Source organism: Arthrobacter sp. 05T410, assembly GCF_056396505.1.
In genome coordinates, this window is sequence record NZ_JBFTLP010000002.1 from 91,836 (window position 1) to 112,519 (window position 20,684).

Sequence of the window (20,684 nt, forward strand, 5' to 3'; positions counted from 1 at the left end):
GACTCCACAGCAGTACCCGTCAGGCGCAGGCCCGGCTCCGGCCGAGCCTGCGCTTGGATCGATCTGGCCCCGCCGCGCGTTAGGAAGCTGTGCAGGCAATCAACGACTTCATCCTCGCCGCCGCAGGGCAACCCTGGGTCCTCGTCCTGGTTTTCGCCTGCTGCGTGATCGACGGCTTCTTCCCCCCGATTCCGAGCGAATCGGTGGTGGTGGGCCTGGCTGCAGTCGCCGCCACTGCGGGCGTCCCCAACCCTCTGCTCCTGATCGCAACGGCTGCCGCAGGGGCCCTGGTGGGCGACAACATGGCTTACCTGATCGGCCGCGGGACCGGAACCCGGCGCTGGGCGTGGCAGCGCGGCCCGCGCATGCAGGCGGCCTTCCGCTGGGCCGGCCGGGAACTGCGGAAACGGCCCGCCTCACTGATCCTTGTGGCGCGCTTCGTCCCGATCGGGCGGGTGGCCGTTAACCTGACCGCCGGCGCCACGCACTACCCGTGGCGCAGATTCGTCAGTCTGACGGTGCTCTCGGCGCTGCTGTGGGCCAGCTACTCGGTGGGGATCGGCCTGACTGTTGGTCCGTGGTTTGAGGAAAACCACGTGCTGGGCGCGGCCATTGCCATCGTCTGCGCGATCGTTCTGGGCGTCGTCCTGGACCGCGTGATCAGCAGGGTGCGCGGCCGCGCACCGGAGGAACCGACGCATTCCGTGCCGCCCGCCGAGTCCTAGGCGGATTGGGCCCGCCCATGGGACACTTAGGAGCGATTTGGGTCACGTTTGTTGGCCGCACGTCGTGCAAAGTTTCGTCCATAGTTCTACCCACTGTCATCGCGAGTACGTTACGGCTTAGTTGTCCGTTCCCAGTCATCAAGGAGCACCACCTGCATGGAGTTCATTAACGAGGCCGTGCTCCATGCCGCTGGCCAGTGGTGGATCTACCCCCTCCTGCTGGTTTTCTTCTTCGTGGACGGCTTCGCGATGGTGGTCCCCAGCGAGACCCTGATCGTTGCCCTGGCGGCGTACTCCGTGCACAGCGGCCAGCCCAACCTGTGGATCCTGGGCCTCACTGCCCTCGTGGGAGCCATGGCCGGCGACAACATGGCCTACATGCTGGGCCGCAAGATTGGCCTCGAGCGGTTCCGCTGGATGCGCAAACCGAAGGTCCAAAAGGTGTTCGGCTGGGCCCACTACGAACTCGAGAAGCGCGGCGCCGTCCTGATCTTCACCGCCCGGTACATTCCGTGGGGCCGTGTCGCCGTCAACTACGTGGCAGGCACGACGGCGTTTCCGCACCGCCGGTTCTTCTTCCTGGACGGCTTTGCCTGCCTGACGTGGGTCGCCTACTCAATCGGCATCGGCGTCCTGGCCAGTTCCTTCCCGTGGCTGCACCACAACCCGTTGCTCAGCGCGGGCATCGCGGTGGTATTCGCCATTGTGCTCGGTGTCCTCATCGACCATCTCCTGCGCTGGTGGCACAAGCGCCTGGGCCGCCACGACACCAGTCCGGTCCCGTCCGAGACCGAATACGTCAACGAACCCGCATCCGGTGAGCGTGCTTCCGAGCTGCACGGCACGATGCTGGCCGGTCCGTCCGCTGAGTCCGGAGCATCCGGAAAGTAGCTTCCAGCGCCCGGCGACCCTATGGTTGGAACGTGACTGAGACTATTCCTGACGCTGCCCCTGACCTCGACTTCGACCTGAAGGGCCTTCCCAAGGTTTCCCTTCACGACCACCTGGACGGCGGACTCCGCCCGGCCACCATCATTGAACTTGCTGAGGCCGTCGGCCACACGCTGCCGTCCACGGACCCCGTTGCACTGGGGGAGTGGTTCCGCGAATCCGCCGACTCCGGCTCCCTGGTCCGCTACCTGGAGACCTTCGACCACACCATCGCCGTGATGCAGACCAAGGAGGGCCTGTTCCGCGTCGCGAAGGAATTCGTTGAAGACCTGGCCGACGACGGCGTCGTGTACGGCGAGGTGCGCTGGGCGCCCGAACAGCACCTGCAGAAGGGCCTGAGCCTGGACGACGTGGTCGAAGCCGTGCAGGCCGGCCTCGAAGCTGGAGTGGACACCGTGGCAGAGACCGGCCGCGATATCCAGGTGGGCCAGCTCATCACCGCCATGCGCCACGCCGACCGCGGCCAGGAGATCGCCGAACTGGCCGTCCGCCACCGCAACAACGGCGCCGTCGGCTTCGACATCGCCGGCGCCGAGGACGGCTTCCTGCCGTCCCGCTTCAAGGACGCCTTCACCTACCTGGCCCAGCACAACTTCCCGGCCACCGTCCACGCCGGCGAAGCCGCCGGCCTGGAAAGCATCCAGTCGGCCCTCGTCGACGGCCGGGCCCTGCGCCTGGGCCACGGCGTCCGGATCGCCGAGGACGTCACGATCGAATTCGAAGAGGACGAAGAGGCCGCCGACGCCGAAGGCTTCGACGACTCCGTCAACGACACCATCGGCATGGTGACCCTGGGCGAGCTCGCCAGCTGGGTGCGGGACCGTGGCATCGCCCTGGAGATCTGCCCCTCCTCCAACCTGCAGACCGGCGCCATTGCCGGCTTCGGTGAGGGCATCGAAAGCCACCCGCTGGACATGCTCTACCAGCTCGGCTTCAACGTCACCATCAACACCGACAACCGGCTCATGAGCGGCGTGACGCTGACCGACGAGTTCGAACTCCTGGTTGAAACGTTCGACTACGACCTCGATGACCTGCTGGAGCTGACGCTGAACGCGGCCGAGGCCGCCTTCCTGCCGCTCGAAGAGAAGGAAGCCCTGGTCGAATACATCAACGAGGCCTACTCCGATCTTGGCTAACGAGGACACATCACCCGTCCAGGGGCTCGCTGGGCCCACAGCGGCAGGGGTCCCTGGCCGAGCTTGCGAGGTCGGGGAGCTGCTGGGGCTGATAGCGGCCCTGCGCGAGCATTGCCCCTGGATGGGTGCCCTCACCCACGAGTCCCTCGTGGAGTACCTCCTGGAGGAGGCCTATGAAGTGGCCGAGACCATCGAGACCGGCGCCGGCGACGCGGAACTGCAGTCTGAACTGGGGGACGTCCTGTTGCAGGTGGTGCTCCACGCCCGGCTCGCCGAGGAACGCGGCGCCTTTGACCTGGGCGATGTCGCCCGGGGCCTGAAGGCCAAGATGATCCGGCGCAACCCGCACGTGTTCCGGCCCGACGGCTCGCTGCAGGATTCCTTCCCGGCAACGGTGGAGGAGATCGTCCTGAAATGGGACGCCGTCAAGAAGGCCGAGAGGCCCGAACGTGGCCACGTCTTCGACGGGGTTCCCGCCGCGCTGCCGGCCCTCGCGCGGGCCCAAAAGCTCCTGGACCGCGCCGAACGCGCGGGTATGGCAGCGGCCGCCGGCCAAACCGCCGCCCGAACCGCCGTCGGAACCGCCGTCGACCTCCCGGCCGCCGAGGAGGAACTCGGCGACCTGCTGTTCGGGATCGTGGCCGCTGCCCGGGACGGCGGGCTCGACGCCGAACGCGCCCTCCGCGGCGCCCTGCGCCGGTTCCAGGACAGCACCGGCCCCAGGCCCTCGGCACAATAGTGCTGGCAGACTTAGAGTCGGCACGGTAGCGGCACCATCATGACGTCCGGGGATTGGATAGGTTTCCGTAACTTATCCCGCTCTCGACTACGCTAGTAGCGACGACGACGTCGGCTTTTCCGCTTGATGTTCAGCCAGAGTCCAAGCAGTCAGATTCCCTGCAGATCGCTTCACCCAAAGGAGCATATCCATGGCGCTTATCGATGCCATCCACGCCCGCGAAATCCTCGATTCCCGTGGCAACCCGACCGTAGAAGTTGAAGTCCTGCTCTCGGACGGCCAGATCGGCCGCGCAGCAGTTCCCTCCGGCGCTTCCACCGGCGAGCACGAGGCCGTTGAACTTCGCGACGGCGACAAGGGCCGCTACCTCGGCAAGGGCGTCCAGAAGGCCGTCGACGCGGTCATCGACCAGATCGCCCCGGCCCTGACCGGCTTCGACGCGACCGACCAGCGCAGCATCGACCAGGCCATGATCGACCTGGACGGCACCCCCAACAAGGGCAAGCTCGGCGCCAACGCCATCCTGGGCGTGTCCCTGGCCGTGGCCAACGCCGCCGCCGCCTCCGCTGACCTGCCGCTGTACAAGTACCTGGGCGGGCCCAACGCGCACGTCCTGCCCGTGCCCCTGATGAACATCCTCAACGGCGGCTCGCACGCCGACTCCGACGTGGACATCCAGGAATTCATGATCGTCCCGATCGGCGCCGAGACCTTCTCCGAAGGCCTGCGCTGGGGCGTCGAGGTCTACCACAACCTCAAGTCCGTCCTGCAGGCCAAGGGCCTGTCCACCGGCCTGGGTGACGAGGGCGGCTTCGCGCCGAACCTGCCGTCCAACCGTGCCGCCCTGGACCTGATCCAGGAAGCCATCAAGAACGCCGGCTACACCCCGGGCAAGGACATCGCCCTGGCCCTGGACGTCGCCTCCTCCGAGTTCTTCAAGGACGGCGCGTACCAGTTCGAGGGCAAGGCACTTTCCGCCACCGAGATGAGCGCCTACTACGCCGAGCTCGTGGCCGACTACCCGCTCGTGTCCATCGAGGACCCGCTGGATGAGAACGACTGGGAAGGCTGGAAGACCCTCACCGACACCATCGGCGACAAGGTCCAGCTCGTGGGCGATGACCTCTTCGTCACGAACCCGGCCATCCTGCAGCGCGGCATTGACACCAAGACCGCGAACTCGCTGCTCGTCAAGGTCAACCAGATCGGTTCCCTGACCGAGACCCTGGACGCCGTTTCCCTGGCCCAGCGTGCCGGCTACACCACCATCACCTCACACCGCTCCGGCGAAACCGAGGACACCACCATTGCTGACATCTCCGTTGCCACCAACGCGGGACAGATCAAGACCGGTGCCCCGGCACGCTCCGAGCGCGTGGCCAAGTACAACCAGCTGCTGCGCATCGAAGAGGAACTCGACGACGCCGCACGGTACGCCGGCCGCAGCGCGTTCCCGCGTTTCAAGGGCTAGTTAGCCGCGAAAACCGGTAACCGGTGGCTATGGTTGAAAGACCATGGCCACCGGTTCTTTTTTTGGTCCGTTTTTGAAGGAGTGACATGGCAACCCGACGCCCCAATGTTCCCCGGGCTACGCCTGCCGCCAAGGCTGCTGCTGCCAAGCCTGCGGCCACGGGTCTGGGGGCAGCAGCCGACGGCGGCGAGGTGATCCAGGCGGACTTTGGCGGCGCCCGCAGCGGCGCGGCGGCGCCGGCCGGCGCTGCGCCTGCCCCGCCACGGGTGTCAGCTCACACAGGCAAGCCGGCCCCGGGCAGCACCGGCGCCGGATCTGCGGCCAGAGCCCGTCCCGCAACAGCCCCGGCAGGAGCACCGGCAAAGCCCGAGACCCGCCCGGCGGCCGGGAAGGCCGGCGCCAAGTCCGGCGGCAAGGCCGGCGGCAAGACTCAGAACCGGACCGCCGCAGGGGGTCCGGACGAATCCCTGGACCCCGTGCCCGCCAAGGCGTTCTCGGGCCGGCTGCTGGCCCTGGGCGTCGTCATGATTGCCATCACCATCCTGCTGGCCCCCACGGTCAAGATCTTCCTGGACAAACGCGCCGAAATCGCGGCGCTGCAGGCCGATATTGCGGCCAAGCAGACGAAGCAGGAGGACCTCAAACGCCAGGTGTCGCGGTGGCAGGATCCCAACTATGTGAAACAGCAGGCCCGCGACCGCATTAACATGGTTATGCCCGGAGAGACGGGCTACTGGGTATTCGGCAGCGATCTTCCTGCCGCGCAGTCCGGTGGCGCGGCGGGTGCAGCATCAGCACAAGACCCGGCCAACCTGCCCTGGGTGGACGCCCTCTGGGAGTCCATCAGGCGATCGGCAACAGACTAGAAGCGGCGCCCGCCGCCGGGATTGTCCCGCGGACAATCCGGAACAGGGCAGGAAGGTGCCACTCCCGTGGACGAGAACCGAGTGGACCAGAACCGAGCAGCCGAGAACAACGACGGGCCCAAGACCCCGGCACCACGGCACAGGGCAGACGCCCCGGAGGGCTCCCGCCAGCCGTCGCCGCACGATCTCGAGGTCCTCAGCCGCCAGTTGGGCCGGCCCGTGCGCGACGTCGTCGAAATCCCGGCACGCTGCGTCTGCGGAAACCCGCTCGTTGCCGCCACTTCGCCGCGGCTCAGCAACGGTACGCCGTTCCCCACCACGTTTTACCTCACCCACCCGGTGATCACGTCGGCGGTATCGCGGCTGGAGGCCGCCGGGCTGATGAACGAAATGAACGACCGGCTCGCTGCCGACGCCGGCCTCGCGGCCCGGTACCGGTCCGCCCACGAGGCATATCTGGCCTCCCGTGCCGAGATCGGCGCGCGCTCCGGCATCGGGGCCGTTCCCGAAATTGACGGCGTCTCCGCCGGCGGAATGCCGACCCGCGTCAAATGCCTGCACGTCCTCGTGGGGCATTCGCTGGCGGCCGGCCCGGGCGTGAACCCGCTGGGCGATGAATCGATCGCGGCCATCGCCGAATGGTGGACCGTGGAGCGCTGTTACTGCGAAGGCGCCTGGGACACCGGCGGGGAGGCCCCGTCCCGGGACCTCAGCCGCCATGGCCCCCAAGGCCTGCCGGAGATCGTGGGCCGGCCCGCACCGGTCCGCAAGTCCCGCGTCGACGCCGCCGGCGCCGGCGCCGCTGACACGGCCGCCGCCGCCGGTGCTGCTGAGACGGCCGGTACCATCGGCACGGGGGGAGTCCAAGTGACCCGGGTCGCGGCCGTAGACTGCGGCACCAACTCCATCCGCCTGCTGATCGCAGATGTGAGCGCAGGCGGCGCAACAGGGCCGGCCACGCCGCGGCTGACCGACATCGTGCGGGAAATGCGCGTGGTCCGGCTGGGCCAGGGCGTGGACTCCACAGGTGAACTGGCCCAGGAAGCGCTTGAGCGCACCTTCGCCGCGACCCGGGACTACGCTGCCCTCATCCGCGAGCACGGCGCCGAAAAAGTGCGCTTCGTGGCCACCTCCGCCACCCGCGATGCCCGCAACCGCCAGGTTTTCGTCGACGGCATCCGCGACATCCTCGGCGTCGAACCCGAGGTGATCACCGGCGACGAGGAAGCCGCGCTGTCCTTCGCCGGCGCCAGCAGTGTCCTGCCCTCCCGCGGGCAGGACCCCGTGCTGGTGGTGGACCTCGGCGGCGGCAGCACGGAGTTCGTGCTGGGCAACGCCGACGGCGTCATCGCGGCCCGCTCGGTCGACGTCGGCTGCGTCCGAATGACCGAACGGCACCTGCGCAGCGATCCGCCCACAGCGGATCAGATCGCAGCGGCAGAGGCCGACGTCGACGCCGCCATCAGCGAGGCGGCACAAACCGTTCCGCTGGAACGCACCACCGCCGTCGTCGGCGTGGCCGGCTCCGTCACCACCATCACGGCGCACGCGCTGCGCCTGCCGGAGTACTCACCGGCCGCGATCCACGGCACCGAACTGGACCTGGACGCGGTCCGGAAAGCCTGCACCGAGCTGCTCGAAATGACCCGGGAGGAGCGGGCCGCGCTGCCTTACATGCACCCCGGGCGGGTGGACGTGATCGGCGCCGGTGGACTGGTCTGGCGGCGGGTCCTGCAGCGCCTGGCCGAGGTCACCGGCGGGCGCATCACCACGGCCGTGAGCAGCGAACACGATATTCTTGACGGAATTGCCCTCAGCATCCGATGATCCCGCCCCAGCAGCCGTGCCCCAGCGCGCGCCCGTGCCGCTGGTGCATCCGCCGATAGGACCTGAATGACCAGAGCAACAGCCCGGCGCCGCCGGACCGCCTCCGCGTTGATGGCCTTGGCCCTCGCCGGCGGAGCGTCCACGGCGGCGCTGACCCTGGCCGCACCCGCCCACGCCGACTCCTGGCGGGACAAGGAATACTGGCTCGCCGAGTCCGGCATCACCAAAGCCTGGGACGTTTCCAAGGGAGCCGGGGTCAAGGTCGCCGTGATTGACAGCGGCGTGGACGGCCGGCATCCGGATTTGGGCGGCGTGCTCGCTGGCGGCGCAGACATTTCCGGCGCCGGCAAGGCCAACGGCCAGGAGAGTATCGGCGCCAAACCCGAACACGGCACGCTCGTGGCCACCATGCTGGCCGGACGGGGGCACCAAGCGCCCGAAGCGACCGCCAAACCGAGCGCCAGCGCAACTGGCCCTGCCGCCGGCCCGGCCGCTGGACCTGACGGGGTTGTCGGCGTCGCCCCGGAAGCGCAGCTGCTGTCCGTCTCCACCTGGCTCGGTTCCGCCAACCCGGGCGGCAAGAGCGACCAGGACCAGATCCCGGAGGCAGTGCGCTGGGCCGTGGACAACGGCGCCCGCGTCATCAACATCTCCCTCGGCAGCACGTCGCCGGAATGGCCGCAGAGCTGGGACGCGGCATTCCTCTACGCCGAACAGAAGGACGTCGTGATCGTCGCCGCCGCGGGCAACCGGGTGGGCGGCAACGTCCAGGTCGGCGCCCCGGCCACCATCCCCGGCGTCCTGACGGTTGCAGGCCTGGACCGCACGGGCGCGGCCAGCATCGACTCCTCCTCCCAAGGCATCAGCATCGGCGTCGCAGCTCCCGCCGAGGACCTGGTTGGCGGCCTGCCCGGCGGCGGCTACGCCGACTGGGCCGGCACCTCCGGAGCCACGCCCATCGTGTCCGGCGTCGCGGCCCTGATTCGCTCCAAATGGCCCGAAATGTCCGCCAGCCAGGTCATCAACCGGATCGTCACCACGGCCAAGGACGCCGGGGCGCCAGGGAAGGATCCGCTCTACGGCTTCGGCGTGCTGAACGCCGAGGCCGCACTCAAGGCCGATGTCCCGGAAACCAAAGTCAATCCGCTGGGGTCCATTTCGGACTGGATCCGGGTCCACCGGCGCGGAAACCTCGCCACGACTGCCTCTGCCGCGGAGCCCGCGCCCTCCAGCGCTGCCCCCACCCTGCCCGAAGCGACCGTGCCCGTCGCGGAGAAGCCGTCCCAGCTGGACAGTGCCGTGCCGGCCGCGGTGGTCCTGGGCTTCGGAGCCCTGCTCGTGGGAATCGTTGTGGCCGCCGCGTTCCAGCTGCGGGCCGCCATGCGCACGCCGCCGAAGGACGGCCCGGACGGGCCGGGCGGGACCGGCAAGGCCGAACCCGAGGCCGTCAATCCGGTGGACTCCAGCAAGCCGTCATAGTTAGTGAAGGTTTTCACAAACTACTGTATTCTTGAGATATGGCATCCTCCCTTCAGCTCCAGGACCGTCCCCGGGTACTCGTCGTCGGCGGCGGGTACGTCGGCCTGTATGTAGCCCTCAAACTTCAGAAAAAGATCGCGAATGCTGGTGGCATCGTCACCCTCGTGGATCCGCTGCCCTATATGACCTACCAGCCCTTCCTGCCGGAAGTTGCCGGCGGCAACATCGAGGCGCGCCACGCAGTCGTCTCGCACCGCCAGCACCTGAAGCAGACGGAACTCATCCAGGGCCGCGTCACCTCGATCGACCACGCCAACCGCACGGCAGTGGTCGCACCCTCCGACGGTGGACACACCTTCGAGATTCCGTACTTCGACGTCGTGCTTGCCGCCGGCGCCATCACCCGCACGTTCCCGATCAAGGGCCTCGCGGACAAGGGCATCGGCCTGAAGACCATCGAAGAGGCCGTCGCCCTGCGCAACAAGGTTCTCGAGCGGATCGAGACCGGTTCCCTCATGACGGACCCCGTTGAGCGCGCCCGCGCCCTGACGTTCGTCGTCGTCGGCGGCGGCTTCGCCGGCATCGAATGCATCACCGAAATGGAAGACCTGGCCCGCGCCGCGGTCAAGAACAACCCGCGCATCAAGCAGGAGGAAGTCCGCTTCGTCCTGGTCGAGGCGATGGGCCGCATCATGCCCGAGGTCACGGCATCGCAGGCCGAATGGGTCGTCGAGCACCTCCGCAGCCGCGGCATCGAGGTCCTGCTGAACACTTCCCTCGACAACGCCGAGGGTTCCCTGAAGCTCATCAACCTCCCGGACAAGAGCCCGGCCCAGGAATTCGAGACCGACACCCTGGTCTGGACTGCCGGTGTGCAGGCCAACCCGATGGTCCGCTCCACCGACTTCCCGCTCGAGCCGCGCGGCCGCGTCCGCGTCCTGGCCGATCTGCGCATCGCAGGCGACGAGGGCATCATCGAGAACGCCTGGGCCGCCGGCGACGTCGCTGCCGTCCCCGACCTCACGGGCAGCGGCCTGCCGGACGGCACGTGCGTGCCGAACGCGCAGCACGCGCTGCGCCAGGCCAAGCGCCTCGCCAAGAACCTGTGGGCCTCCCGCTGGGACAAGCCGCTCAAGGATTACAAGCACAAGAACCTGGGCGCCGTCGCTGGCTTCGGCGAATGGAAGGGCGTGGCGAACATCAACCTGCTTGGCCGCATCGGCCTCAAGGGCCCGCTGGCCTGGCTGGCACACCGTGGCTACCACGGCATGGCCATCCCCACTGTGGAGCGCAAGATCCGCGTGATCTCCGGCTGGATCTGGGCCTTCTTCCTGGGCCGCGACACCACGCAGCTGATGGATCTGGACAACCCGCGCGGCGCCTTCGTGGCCGCAGCGACGCCGGCCCCGAAGCCTGCCGCTGCTCCCGTTGCCGGCACGCCTGCGGATGCTGCCAAGAACGACGCCGCGAAGAGTGGCACTGCCAAGAACGACACTGCCAAGAACGACACCAAGGAAGCTGTTCCGGCCGACTCCAAGTAGCCTGATCCGAGCCTTCGACGGCGGCTGTTCCCCCAGGGGGAGCGGCCGCCGTTTTCGTGGCGGGCAGCCGCCCCAGGACGCCGGGAGCGGGCAGGAGCGCGGGACCCCCGCCTAGACTGGCTCCATGACAGCTGAAAAGGACCTGCACGCCCTCCTGGCCACCATGCACCCCGAACTGCGCGAGGGCGAATACGTCTACGCCCTGTGGCCGCACGGCAAGCCCCTGGCCGGGGCCATTGCGGCCGCCGTCCGTGAGGCGGAAGGGCTGACCGTCGTGCTGCCGCGGAACGAAGCGGACAGCCTGGGGCTCTCCTACGACTTCGTCGCGGCCTGGATCACGCTCCAGGTGCACTCTTCGCTTGAGGCGATCGGCCTCACGGCTGCCGTCAGCGCGGCCCTGACCGAGGCGAAGATCAGCTGCAACGTCCTGGCCGGCTTCCACCATGACCACCTGCTGGTGCCGGTGGCGGACACCGAACGGGCGCTGGAGGTACTGCACGAGCTCGTCGCGGCCAACGGGGTGCACAAACCGGCACCGGAACTCGTGCTGCGCAGCGAGGAACCGGCGGACCGTCCCGCCATCCTCGCCCTCACCGCCGCCGCGTTTGCCATCTCGCCCGCCACCGGAGAGCACATCGACGGCGAACCCGAGGAAGTGAAGCTGCTGGCGCGGTTGTTCGAGTGCCAGGAATACCTGCCGGCGTTCAGCATCGTGGCCGAACTCGCCGGCGAAATCGTGGGGCATGTGATCAGCACCCGCGGATGGGTGGACGGTCTGGAGCTGCTCGGCCTCGGGCCGATCGGGGTGGTGCCGCGGCTGCAGCGCCACGGCATCGGCACCGCGCTCATGAACGAGACCGTGGCGCGGGCTAACACCGCGGGGGAGCGGGGTATAGCCCTGCTGGGCAGCCCCGAGTATTACTCCCGGTTCGGCTTTGTTCCGTCCACCTCGCTCGGGGTGGCGCCGCCGGAGGCAGGCTGGGCCGCGCACTTCCAGTTGCTGCCGCTCGCCGTCTGGCCCGGCGGCGTGAGCGGCACCTTCCGCTATGCGGATCCTTTCGCGGGCTGATCCGCCCGGCGACGGGATACCATTGACCGGGCGCCCCAGTAGCCCAATTGGCAGAGGCAGCGGACTTAAAATCCGCGTGTTGTGGGTTCGAGTCCCACCTGGGGCACTGAGCTGTGCGCCGCCCTGCGGCGCGGCGGCAGCCGGGTGGCCCTGACCCCCGGCGTTCCCAGGACCCTCGCACGGGCTTGTCCCACGCACGTGCTTGCCCTCGGGGTCGCCTGACCCGGGCAGCCGTTCCGGGCCGTCGCCCCCGACAAAACAGCCGCCGCAAACCGTCCAGATTTCCTCTATGCAACGAGTGTTATAAGGATGTGACCGTAGTCACTTATTTTCACGTCGAAATTGCACTAGCTTGAAGTGGAATCAGGAACACCTGATCTTTCGCGTCAAAGGCCGTTCGCACCTTTAGATCGAGGAGCTTGTACATGACTTCACTCCCCCGGGTTGCGCCCCGCGTCGCTAAGCTCACCGTGCTTAGCCTCGGCGTCGCCCTTTTGGCTACGGCTTGTGGCGGTTCACCCGCCCCGAGTTCGTCGGGATCCAGCTCAGCCGCGGCCGCGGGAATCGCGTGCCCGGCACCTAGCGCCACCGGTGGCGGTACCAGCGCCGCCGGCGAAACGGGCACTGTGCCCGCCTCGGCCACCACCACCCCCACGCCCCTGAAGATCGGCTCGCTCCTGCCGACGACGGGTTCGCTGGCCTTCCTCGGCCCGCCCGAAATTGCAGGTGTCAACCTCGGCATCAAGGAGGTCAACGATGCCGGCGGCGTCCTGGGCAAGCCGGTAGAGGTCATCCACCGTGACTCCGGCGACACCAAGACCGACATCGCCACCCAGTCCACCACGGCACTGCTCGGACAGGGCGTCAGCGCAATCGTCGGCGCCGCCTCCTCGGGTGTCTCCAAGACCGTAATCAACCAGATCACCGGTGCCGGCGTCGTCCAGTTCTCCCCGGCCAACACCTCCCCGGACTTCACGGCGTGGGATGACAAGGGCCTCTACTGGCGCACCGCGCCCTCGGACGTGCTCCAGGGCAAGGTCCTCGGCAACTACATGGCCACCTGTGGCGCCCAGACGGTCGGCATGATCGTCCTGAACGACGCCTACGGAACCGGCCTTGCTAAGAACGTCCAGGCAGCTTTCGAGGCGGCCGGCGGCAAGGTTGTTGCCCAGGAGCTGTTCAATGAAGGCGATTCCCAGTTCAGCAGCCAGGTGGACAAGGTTCTGGCCGCCAAGCCGGATGCCATTGCCCTGATCACCTTCGACCAGGCCAAGAGCATCGTTCCGCTGATGACGGGCAAGGGCGTCAAGCCGACCCAGATCTTCATGGTGGACGGCAACATGTCCGATTACAGCAAGGACTTCCAGGCAGGAACCCTGAAGGGCGCCCAGGGCACCATCCCGGGCACCTTCGCCAAGGAGGACTTCAAAAAGAAGCTCCTGGCGATTGACCCGGCGCTGAAGGACTACAGCTACTCCGGCGAGTCCTACGACGCAGTGAACCTGATCGCACTGGCTGCCGAGGCCGCCAAGAGCACCAAGGGCACCGACATCGCAGCCCAGCTCAAGGCAGTCTCTGAAGGCGGGGAGAAGTGCAACACATTCCCGAGCTGCGTCACCCTGCTTCGCAACGGTAAGGACATCGACTACGACGGCCAGTCCGGCCCCGTAACGTTCTCCGACGCCGGCGACCCGACGGAAGCCTACATTGGCATCTACGAGTACCAGGATGACAACACCTACAAGCCGGTCAAGGAAGAATTCGGCAAGCTGTAAGCCGCTTCCCCTCGACTAACAAAAGACCCCCGTCCAGTCCGGACGGGGGTCTTTTGCGTGCGGGGGAGCGGGGGCGGAGCGTCAGGACCGCGGAACCGGACGCGGTTGCGGAACCGGATTTGCGCTGCGGATTCGGACAGGGGCGGCGCGGATCCGAGGTGCGCCGGTCCGAAACCGCCGCGAAAACGTGGCTCAACCGAAGGGCGACGGAGGCCGAGCAAGTGGCTGCGGGGGCGACCGGAGGCGACCGGAGGCGACTGGAGATGCCGTGGGGCCACGGACTGTTGTAGCAGGCACCGGGCACGCAGAAGGGCCGCCACCGGCTGGTGACGGCCCTTGCGGGGGAGATACTGCCCGGAGCGCTATTCGACAGTGTCTGCGAGCGTCCCCAGGTAGAGCTGGATGACCTTGGGATCCTTCATGAGCTCCCGGCCAGTACCGGTGTACGCGTCCTTGCCCTGGTCCAGCACGTAGGCGCGGTCGCAGATCTGCAGGCAGCGGCGCGCGTTTTGTTCCACCATGATGACGGAGACGCCGGCCCGGTTGATCTCGTGGACCCGGAGGAAGGTCTCATCCTGCTTGACAGGGGAGAGGCCCGCGGAGGGCTCATCGAGCAGCAGAACGGCCGGGTCCATCATGAGGGCCCGTCCCATGGCGACCATCTGGCGTTCGCCGCCGGAGAGCGAGCCGGCACGCTGGGCGCGCCGTTTGGCGAGCTCCGGGAACAGTTCGGAGACAAAGTCGAACCGTTTGGCGAAGTCCTTGGGCCGCTGGAACATGCCCATCTGCATGTTTTCCTCGATGGTCAGGGCGGCGAACACGTTGTTGTTCTGCGGAACGAAGCCGACGCCCTTGCTGACCAGCTTGTTGGCCTTGAGCCCGGTGATGTCCTGCCCGCGGACCACCACCGAGCCGGAGTGGACCTTGACCAGGCCAAACATGGCCTTCAGCAGCGTGGACTTGCCGGCGCCGTTGGGGCCGATGATGCCGATCAGCTCACCCTTGCGGGCTTCGATGCTGCAGCCGTTGAGGATATTGACGCCTGGGATGTAACCAGCCACCAGATCGGTGACCTTCACGACCGAGTCGCCATCGAAGGCGGGCTGGGCGGCCGGTGCCGCGCTGGTGGCGCTCATTCTTTGTCCTTCTCTGTGCGGTTTGGCTCTTCGGCGCGGTTCGGCTCTCCGGCGCTGCGGCGGCCGCGCGTCGTCCCGTTCGCCGCCTCCTCCGCCTCGGTGGCGAGGACGTCGGCGGAGATGATGCCGGCGTTTTCAGTGCCGACAATCGATTCCTCGTCGGCGACCAGCTCCGCGGCCAGTTCCTTGATGCCCTCGGCGTCGCCGAGATCCACGTCGTGGTGGGCGCCGAGATAGGCGTCGATCACAGCGGGGTTCTTCATGACTTCGGCGGGAGGCCCTTCGGCCACGATCTTGCCCTCTGCCATCACGACCACCCAGTCGGCGATGTGGCGGACCATGTTCATGTCGTGCTCGACGAACAAAACCGTCATGCCTTCGGCCTTGAGGTTCTTGATGTGGTCCAGCAGCGACTGCGTCAGCGCCGGGTTGACGCCGGCCATCGGCTCGTCGAGCATGACCAGCTTGGGCCGCACCATGAGGGAGCGGGCCATTTCCAGCAGCTTCCGCTGCCCGCCGGACAGCGACGCCGCGTAGTCGTCCCTCTTGGCGTCCAGTTTGAACTTCTCCAGCAGCACGTTGGCTTCCTGGGTGATCTTCTTTTCCTGGCCGCCCCAGATGCCCTTGAACAAAGCCTTGGACAGCCGTTCCCCGGACTGGCTGGAGGCGCCGAGGCGCATGTTCTCCATGACGGTGAGCTTGCCCATGACCTTGGTGAGCTGGAACGTGCGCACCATCCCCATCCGGGCAACCTTGTACGAGGAGACGCCGGCGATGTTGTTGCCCTCGAACTGCCAGGTACCCGAGTTCGGGGTATCGAATCCCGTCAGCAGGTTGAACAAGGTGGTCTTGCCGGCGCCGTTGGGGCCGATCAGCGCGGTGATCTTGTGCCGCGGGATCTCGAGGTACTGGACGTCGACGGCGTTGATGCCGCCGAAGGTGCGGGTGACGTTTTCTGCCACCACGATCGGATCACGCTTCTTGCAACCGGGCGCGATCTCGCCGGCGGCGATCGGACGGTTGTCCGTCATGTAGTCGATCTCTTCCGACGTGCGGGGTTCGTCCCGTGACTCTTCGCTTGGAATGCTCATGCGAATGCCAGCTCCTTCTTATTGCCGAGAACGCCCTGGGGCCTGAAGATCATCAGCAGCATGAGCGCCACGCCGACCAGGATGTAACGCAGCTGCCCGGCCTGGACCGTGTTCAGCCACGTGATGGTGCCGGACTCGATCAGGCCGTAGAGGATGCCCTGGGTGAGCGAGAGCACCACCCAGAAGATCATCGCGCCGACCACCGGGCCGAGCACAGTGCCGAGCCCGCCGAGCAGCAGGCAGGTGTAGAGGAAGAACGTCAATTCCGTGCCGTAGTTGGCCGGCTGCACCGCGCCGCGGGGAATCGTGAAGATCATGCCTGCCAGGGCACCGAGCGCGCCGCCGATGATCAGGGACTGCATCTTGTAGGCGTACACGTTCTTGCCGAGCGAGCGGACGGCGTTCTCGTCCTCGCGGATGCCCTTGAGTACCCGGCCCCAGGGGCTGCGCATCAGCAGCCAGACCAGGGTGCAGAAGAAGGCCACGACTGCCCAGGCGACCACCCGGATGAAGAAGTCGCGGTTGTTCATGCCAACGTAGGTCCCCGGCGGGAAAGGGTTCATGGCGTAGAAATCGCCCTCAAAGGCGGCCAGGCCGTTGGCCGAGCCGGTGACGGCGGTCAGCTGGTTGGTCGTGACGATGTAGCGTACGATTTCGGCCGCCGCGATGGTCACGATGGCCAGGTAGTCCGCCCGCAGCCGCAGCGTCGGGATGCCCAGCAGCAGGGCGAAGATGGCGGAGGCGACGACGGCGATGAGCAGTCCGACGAAGAACGGCACATGGAACGTCAGGGTGGAGATGGCGAAGCCGTAGGCTCCCACTGCCATGAAGCCTGCCTGGCCGAAGTTGAGCAGGCCGGTGTAGCCGAAGTGAACCGCGAGGCCGAGGGTGGCCAGGGCGTAGGCAGCTGTCGTCGGGCTGAAAAGTTCGCCGGCGGCGCTGGAAAATATGAATCCGAAGTCCATGGCTGTCTCCTAACCCACGCGCTCTTTGCGGCCCAGAATGCCCTGAGGGCGGAACAAGAGGACAACAATCATGATGAACAACGCTCCCACGTATTTGAGGTCGGCTGCGAGGCCGAACACGGTGGTCAGCTCAACGAAGATGCCGACGATGATGGAACCGACCAGGGCGCCCCAGACTGTGCCGAGGCCGCCGAGGGTGACGCTGGCGAAGATGAGCAGCAGGATTTGCGAGCCCATGTCGAAGGTGACGCCGGGACGGTAGTAGGCCCAGAGGATGCCGCCGAGGGCGGCGAGCATGCCGCCGACCACCCAGACGATCCGGATGACGGAGTCGACGTCGATGCCGGAGGCCGCGGCCAGCGCCGGGTTGTCGGCCACAGCACGGGTGGCCTTGCCGAGGCGGGTCTTGAGCAGGACGATCCCGAGGGCGGCGATCACGACGGCGCTGACGAGGAGGGACAAGAGGTTGTTGGGGGAGATGGAGATCGGGCCGATCAGGATTTCCACGCTCTGGGCGAACGGCAGTTGCTGGGTGGCGCCGCCGAAGTAGAACTGGATGATGTAGCGCACGGACAGGGCGAGGCCGATGCTGACGATCATCATCGGAACAAGTCCGGTTCCGCGGCGCCGCAGGGGTTTCCACAGGCCCGCGTCCTGGACGTAGCCGAACAATCCGCCGCCGATGACGGCCAGGATGACGGCCAGCCAGAACGGCAGGTGCATCTGGTTGAAGGCGAACACCAGCACCGCGCCGAGGGTGACCATTTCACCGTGGGCGAAGTTGGTCAGGCCGGTGGTGCCGAAGATCAGGGACAGGCCCACGGACGCGAGGGCGAGCAACAGGCCGAAGCTCAGGCCTGCCACCAGCCGGTTGAGCAGGTTTTGCATGAAGTTCTGCTGCTCCACGACAATGCCCTTGCCAAACGTGAAGATCACCGAGAGGTTTGAGGTCTGGCTGAAGGTGACGTTGCGGGGGTTCTCCTGGCCCTCGGCCAGTTTGATGCCCTGCGGAAGCGTGGACTCATCGAGTTTGACCTCGTAGGTTCCCTGGGTGGGGACGCCGATGGTCCAGGCGCCGTTGGCTCCCGATTTGGTGGTTCCCGTGAAATCGCCGCTCGTGGCGGTGATGGTCACCCCGGGGATCGGTGCGCGGTCGTCGCCGCGCAGGAAGCCGCTGATGCTGTTCGTGAACTGGGTGGCCGACGGGGATGGTGTCGGCGAGGGGGTCGTGGCGCTGGACGCCGGGGCCACGATGAGCAGTAGCGCAGCCGTGGCTGCAAATACTGACCCCACAGCCCTCAATAGTCTGCCGCGCCGTCTCTGCGACAGGCCGCTCGTTGTGCTTCTCAAATTGAAAACCTCCACATGGGGGTGCTGTGGGTTGCGCCTTTGCAACCGTTGCGAACGGTCAGGGGACGAGCGTCTGGCAATACGATCATATGTTGTGATGTCCGTCACCCTGTGTGGCCTATGCTACAGCCCGGGGGGCCCAAAGAATGCCGCCGCGAGCAGGGAGAACGTCGCGATCGGGTAACAACCGTGTAGCGCCGCCGACACCTTGCTGTAGCCCAGCTAAAGAAAACTTTTGTTGATTCCGAGTATGCCTAAACAGTGGCCTGCCCGGTCCCCAATTCGCCGGGCCGCCCGGGGCTGGCGCGGGCGGCCGGGCACGTCCGCTCCGGCCCGCGTCACCGCCACCCCCAAGCTTTTTCCAAGCCCGCCGGCGTTATGGTGCGAAGAGCGCCAGAACCCGAGTCCGTTCGTTCCGGAATCCGGCCGGCGCCGAAGGCAGGGGCCGATCGTGGAGGGCCGACTGATGAACCGGGTGGTCAAGCTGTGCCTCGCGGGTTCGCTTGTACTGGCGATCCTGGGCCTCCCGGCGCTCAGCCTGGGCCCCGAAACCGCTGGGGCGCAGGCCTGCGTTCCCTCCACGGAGGCACTCAGGGACCCCTATCCGGGGATCCAGGCGGCGGCGTCCAGCTTCGAGGCAGGCACCCTGGACGGGTTCGGCATTTCCGCGGCCGGGACGGGGAACGCCTCGGTGTCCACCGGGCTCTCGCGCTCCGGGAACTGTGCCGCCCTCCTGCACACCACCGCGGCGCCGGGCTCCATCGCCAGGCTGACGGTGGGCCTGACCCCCGGGACCACGGAGGCATATGCGGACGGCTGGTTCAACATCGCCGCCGAAGGAATGGCGGGAAACAATGTTCCCTACTTCCGGTTCTTTGCCGGCGGAGTCCGCGTCCTGGATGTTTTCCGGCAGAACATCTCCCATGAGCTCGTGCTCCGTACCTCGTCACCCGCAGGGTTCGCCTACACCACCTTGCGGCGGGACGTCCCGACTGACTCCTGGCACCGGCTCGTCATGCACGTGGTCCCCAACGGCCCCGGGACCAACGTCCAAATCTGGTGGGACGGGCGTTCGGTCTACGCCGGCACTGTCAGTATTTCCGCCACGACGCTCGACACGCTCCAGCTTGGCTCCGAACACGATCAGCAAATGGCCGACATCTATATCGACGACGTCATTGTCAACAGCGGTACGGGAACGCCGGCGCCGGTTCCCGGCCCGCTCCCGGAGCCGAAGGGGGACCCGTCGCAGCGGTTCGACGAGTTCCACGGTGACGGACAGTCCGGCCTGCTGGCGGCCGGCACCGTCACGAGCCGCACCGTCATGAGCCGCACTCTCACGAGCCGCGCCGGGAGGCCGGCGTCCGCGGACATGCTCGGCCTGAAAAACCCGCTGACCTAGATCACGGTTCGGTTGCGGCGGTCCCCGTGGGGAACTATCCCTCCCTGTCAGCCGTGGGAATTGGTAGCGTGACTATATAAAATCGCAATTCGTCTAGTCCGCATCGCACCGGAACATCACCCACCCCCTTATTTTGGAGGACACCCGCAATGGCACATGGCGGAAACCTGATCTTCAGCGGAAAGAATTTCCGCGAAGCCACCCAGGCACCGCCTGCCCCGCAGGCCCCATACGGTCAGAACCCGTACGGTCAGAACCCGTATGGCCAGACCGCTTACGGCCAGGCCCCGGGCCAGGGCGGGTGGAATTCGGCCCAGCAGGGCATGACCCAGGAACAGCTCCAGGACCTGTACAACCGCCCGGCGGCCGGGCCGGCTGACATTGGACGGATGACGTACGACGACGTCATCGTCAAGACCGCCGGGTGCCTCGGCATCCTGGTAGTCGGCGCCGCAGTGGCGCTCGCCGTCCCGCAGGGCACTGGATCCATGCTGATGATCCTCGGAGCCCTCGGCGGCTTCGCCCTCGCAATGGTCAACACCTTCAAGAAGCAGCCGTCGCCCGGACTGATCCTGGCCTACGCCCTGCTCGAAGGATTCTTCCTCGGCGGCCTGACCCGCATCCTCGACAACCTGTTCCCGGGAGTCGGCATCCAGGCCGTCGTCGGGACGCTGTCCGTCTTCGCCGTGACGCTGGTGCTATTCAAGAGCGGCAAGGTCCGGGCGACGCCCAAGCTCATGCGGTTCTTCATGATCGCCCTGATCGGCTATGCGGTGTTCGCGCTCATCAACCTCTTCATGATGATGACCGGGGCCGTGACCACGCCGTTCGGACTGAGCACCAGCGTGGAGATCATGGGCATCCCGCTCGGCGTCTTCATCGGCTTCCTGGCGATCGGCCTGGCCGCCTTCTCCCTGATCATGGACTTCACGTCCATCGAGGCGGCCATCAACGCCGGCGCCCCGCAGCGCTTCTCCTGGACCGCTGCCTTCGGCCTCACGGTCACGCTGGTCTGGCTCTACGTCGAGATCATCCGACTCCTGGCCATCCTCCGCGGCGACGAGTAGCCGGCGTCGTTCCTGAACGACCCTGATTTCCCGCGAGGAGCCCCGCCCAACGGCGGGGCTCCTCGTGTTTGCGGCGACGGGAACCTGCTGC

General features: G+C 67.0%; 17 protein-coding genes, 1 tRNA gene and 1 pseudogene. 15 read left to right on the forward strand and 4 right to left on the reverse strand.

Going from position 1 to position 20,684, the window contains the following annotated elements:
- Window positions 1-89: 89 nt before the first annotated feature.
- The 13 genes and pseudogenes from AC1DFR_RS02915 (at window position 90) to AC1DFR_RS02975 (ending at window position 13,582) form a co-directional block, all read left to right on the forward strand.
- Window positions 90-725: a DedA family protein gene (locus AC1DFR_RS02915; RefSeq protein ID WP_223914188.1), complete on the forward strand. Its 636-nt coding sequence runs from the start codon at window positions 90-92 to the stop codon at window positions 723-725.
- 156 nt (window positions 726-881) lie between these two features.
- Entirely contained in the window at window positions 882-1,616 is a 735-nt protein-coding gene (locus AC1DFR_RS02920; protein ID WP_476856591.1) for a DedA family protein, read from the forward strand.
- A gap of 32 nt (window positions 1,617-1,648) precedes the next feature.
- A complete protein-coding gene (locus tag AC1DFR_RS02925) occupies window positions 1,649-2,815 on the forward strand; it encodes an adenosine deaminase (RefSeq protein WP_476872686.1) in 1,167 nt (388 codons plus the stop codon).
- Window positions 2,816-2,936: 121 nt separating this feature from the next.
- On the forward strand, window positions 2,937-3,554 hold the full coding sequence (locus tag AC1DFR_RS02930) for a MazG nucleotide pyrophosphohydrolase domain-containing protein (protein ID WP_476872822.1): 618 nt from the start codon (window positions 2,937-2,939) through the stop codon (window positions 3,552-3,554).
- 190 nt (window positions 3,555-3,744) lie between these two features.
- Window positions 3,745-5,025, forward strand: coding sequence for a phosphopyruvate hydratase (gene eno, locus AC1DFR_RS02935; RefSeq protein ID WP_018774732.1), 1,281 nt, complete (start codon window positions 3,745-3,747; stop codon window positions 5,023-5,025).
- An 86-nt stretch (window positions 5,026-5,111) separates the two neighbouring features.
- Entirely contained in the window at window positions 5,112-5,891 is a 780-nt protein-coding gene (locus AC1DFR_RS02940) for an FtsB family cell division protein (protein ID WP_476872687.1), read from the forward strand.
- A 66-nt stretch (window positions 5,892-5,957) separates the two neighbouring features.
- Window positions 5,958-6,683: pseudogene (locus AC1DFR_RS02945) on the forward strand (DUF501 domain-containing protein); the annotation flags it as partial.
- Between the two features lie 75 nt (window positions 6,684-6,758).
- The gene (locus AC1DFR_RS02950) at window positions 6,759-7,718 is read left to right on the forward strand and encodes a Ppx/GppA phosphatase family protein (protein WP_476856588.1); all 960 of its coding nucleotides are present in this window, start codon (window positions 6,759-6,761) and stop codon (window positions 7,716-7,718) included.
- Between the two features lie 66 nt (window positions 7,719-7,784).
- Entirely contained in the window at window positions 7,785-9,197 is a 1,413-nt protein-coding gene (locus AC1DFR_RS02955; protein ID WP_476859154.1) for a S8 family serine peptidase, read from the forward strand.
- A 38-nt stretch (window positions 9,198-9,235) separates the two neighbouring features.
- Window positions 9,236-10,738: an NAD(P)/FAD-dependent oxidoreductase gene (locus tag AC1DFR_RS02960; protein WP_476856586.1), complete on the forward strand. Its 1,503-nt coding sequence runs from the start codon at window positions 9,236-9,238 to the stop codon at window positions 10,736-10,738.
- Window positions 10,739-10,862: 124 nt separating this feature from the next.
- Complete coding sequence (locus tag AC1DFR_RS02965; protein ID WP_476871240.1) at window positions 10,863-11,807, forward strand: N-acetyltransferase; 945 nt, start codon at window positions 10,863-10,865, stop codon at window positions 11,805-11,807.
- A gap of 32 nt (window positions 11,808-11,839) precedes the next feature.
- Window positions 11,840-11,913 (forward strand) — tRNA-Leu (locus AC1DFR_RS02970).
- A 319-nt stretch (window positions 11,914-12,232) separates the two neighbouring features.
- Complete coding sequence (locus AC1DFR_RS02975; RefSeq protein ID WP_476871241.1) at window positions 12,233-13,582, forward strand: ABC transporter substrate-binding protein; 1,350 nt, start codon at window positions 12,233-12,235, stop codon at window positions 13,580-13,582.
- 362 nt (window positions 13,583-13,944) lie between these two features.
- Here the strand turns inward: AC1DFR_RS02975 and AC1DFR_RS02980 are convergent, their stop codons facing one another.
- The 4 genes from AC1DFR_RS02980 to AC1DFR_RS02995 are packed head-to-tail and all read right to left on the reverse strand — an operon-like array spanning window position 13,945 to window position 18,067.
- Window positions 13,945-14,718: an ABC transporter ATP-binding protein gene (locus AC1DFR_RS02980; RefSeq protein ID WP_230009341.1), complete on the reverse strand. Its 774-nt coding sequence runs from the start codon at window positions 14,716-14,718 to the stop codon at window positions 13,945-13,947.
- Window positions 14,715-15,809, reverse strand: coding sequence for an ABC transporter ATP-binding protein (locus tag AC1DFR_RS02985; RefSeq protein ID WP_476856584.1), 1,095 nt, complete (start codon window positions 15,807-15,809; stop codon window positions 14,715-14,717). Before AC1DFR_RS02985 ends, AC1DFR_RS02980 begins: the two co-directional genes overlap by 4 nt.
- Window positions 15,806-16,774, reverse strand: coding sequence for a branched-chain amino acid ABC transporter permease (locus AC1DFR_RS02990; protein ID WP_476849101.1), 969 nt, complete (start codon window positions 16,772-16,774; stop codon window positions 15,806-15,808). Before AC1DFR_RS02990 ends, AC1DFR_RS02985 begins: the two co-directional genes overlap by 4 nt.
- Before the next feature lie 9 nt (window positions 16,775-16,783).
- Entirely contained in the window at window positions 16,784-18,067 is a 1,284-nt protein-coding gene (locus AC1DFR_RS02995) for a branched-chain amino acid ABC transporter permease (RefSeq protein ID WP_476856583.1), read from the reverse strand.
- A gap of 508 nt (window positions 18,068-18,575) precedes the next feature.
- Here AC1DFR_RS02995 and AC1DFR_RS03000 point away from each other — a divergent pair.
- Window positions 18,576-19,526 (forward strand): hypothetical protein, encoded by a 951-nt coding sequence (locus AC1DFR_RS03000; protein WP_476872688.1) that lies wholly within the window; start codon window positions 18,576-18,578, stop codon window positions 19,524-19,526.
- A 149-nt stretch (window positions 19,527-19,675) separates the two neighbouring features.
- The gene (locus AC1DFR_RS03005; RefSeq protein ID WP_476872689.1) at window positions 19,676-20,593 is read left to right on the forward strand and encodes a Bax inhibitor-1/YccA family protein; all 918 of its coding nucleotides are present in this window, start codon (window positions 19,676-19,678) and stop codon (window positions 20,591-20,593) included.
- Window positions 20,594-20,684 lie beyond the last annotated feature (91 nt).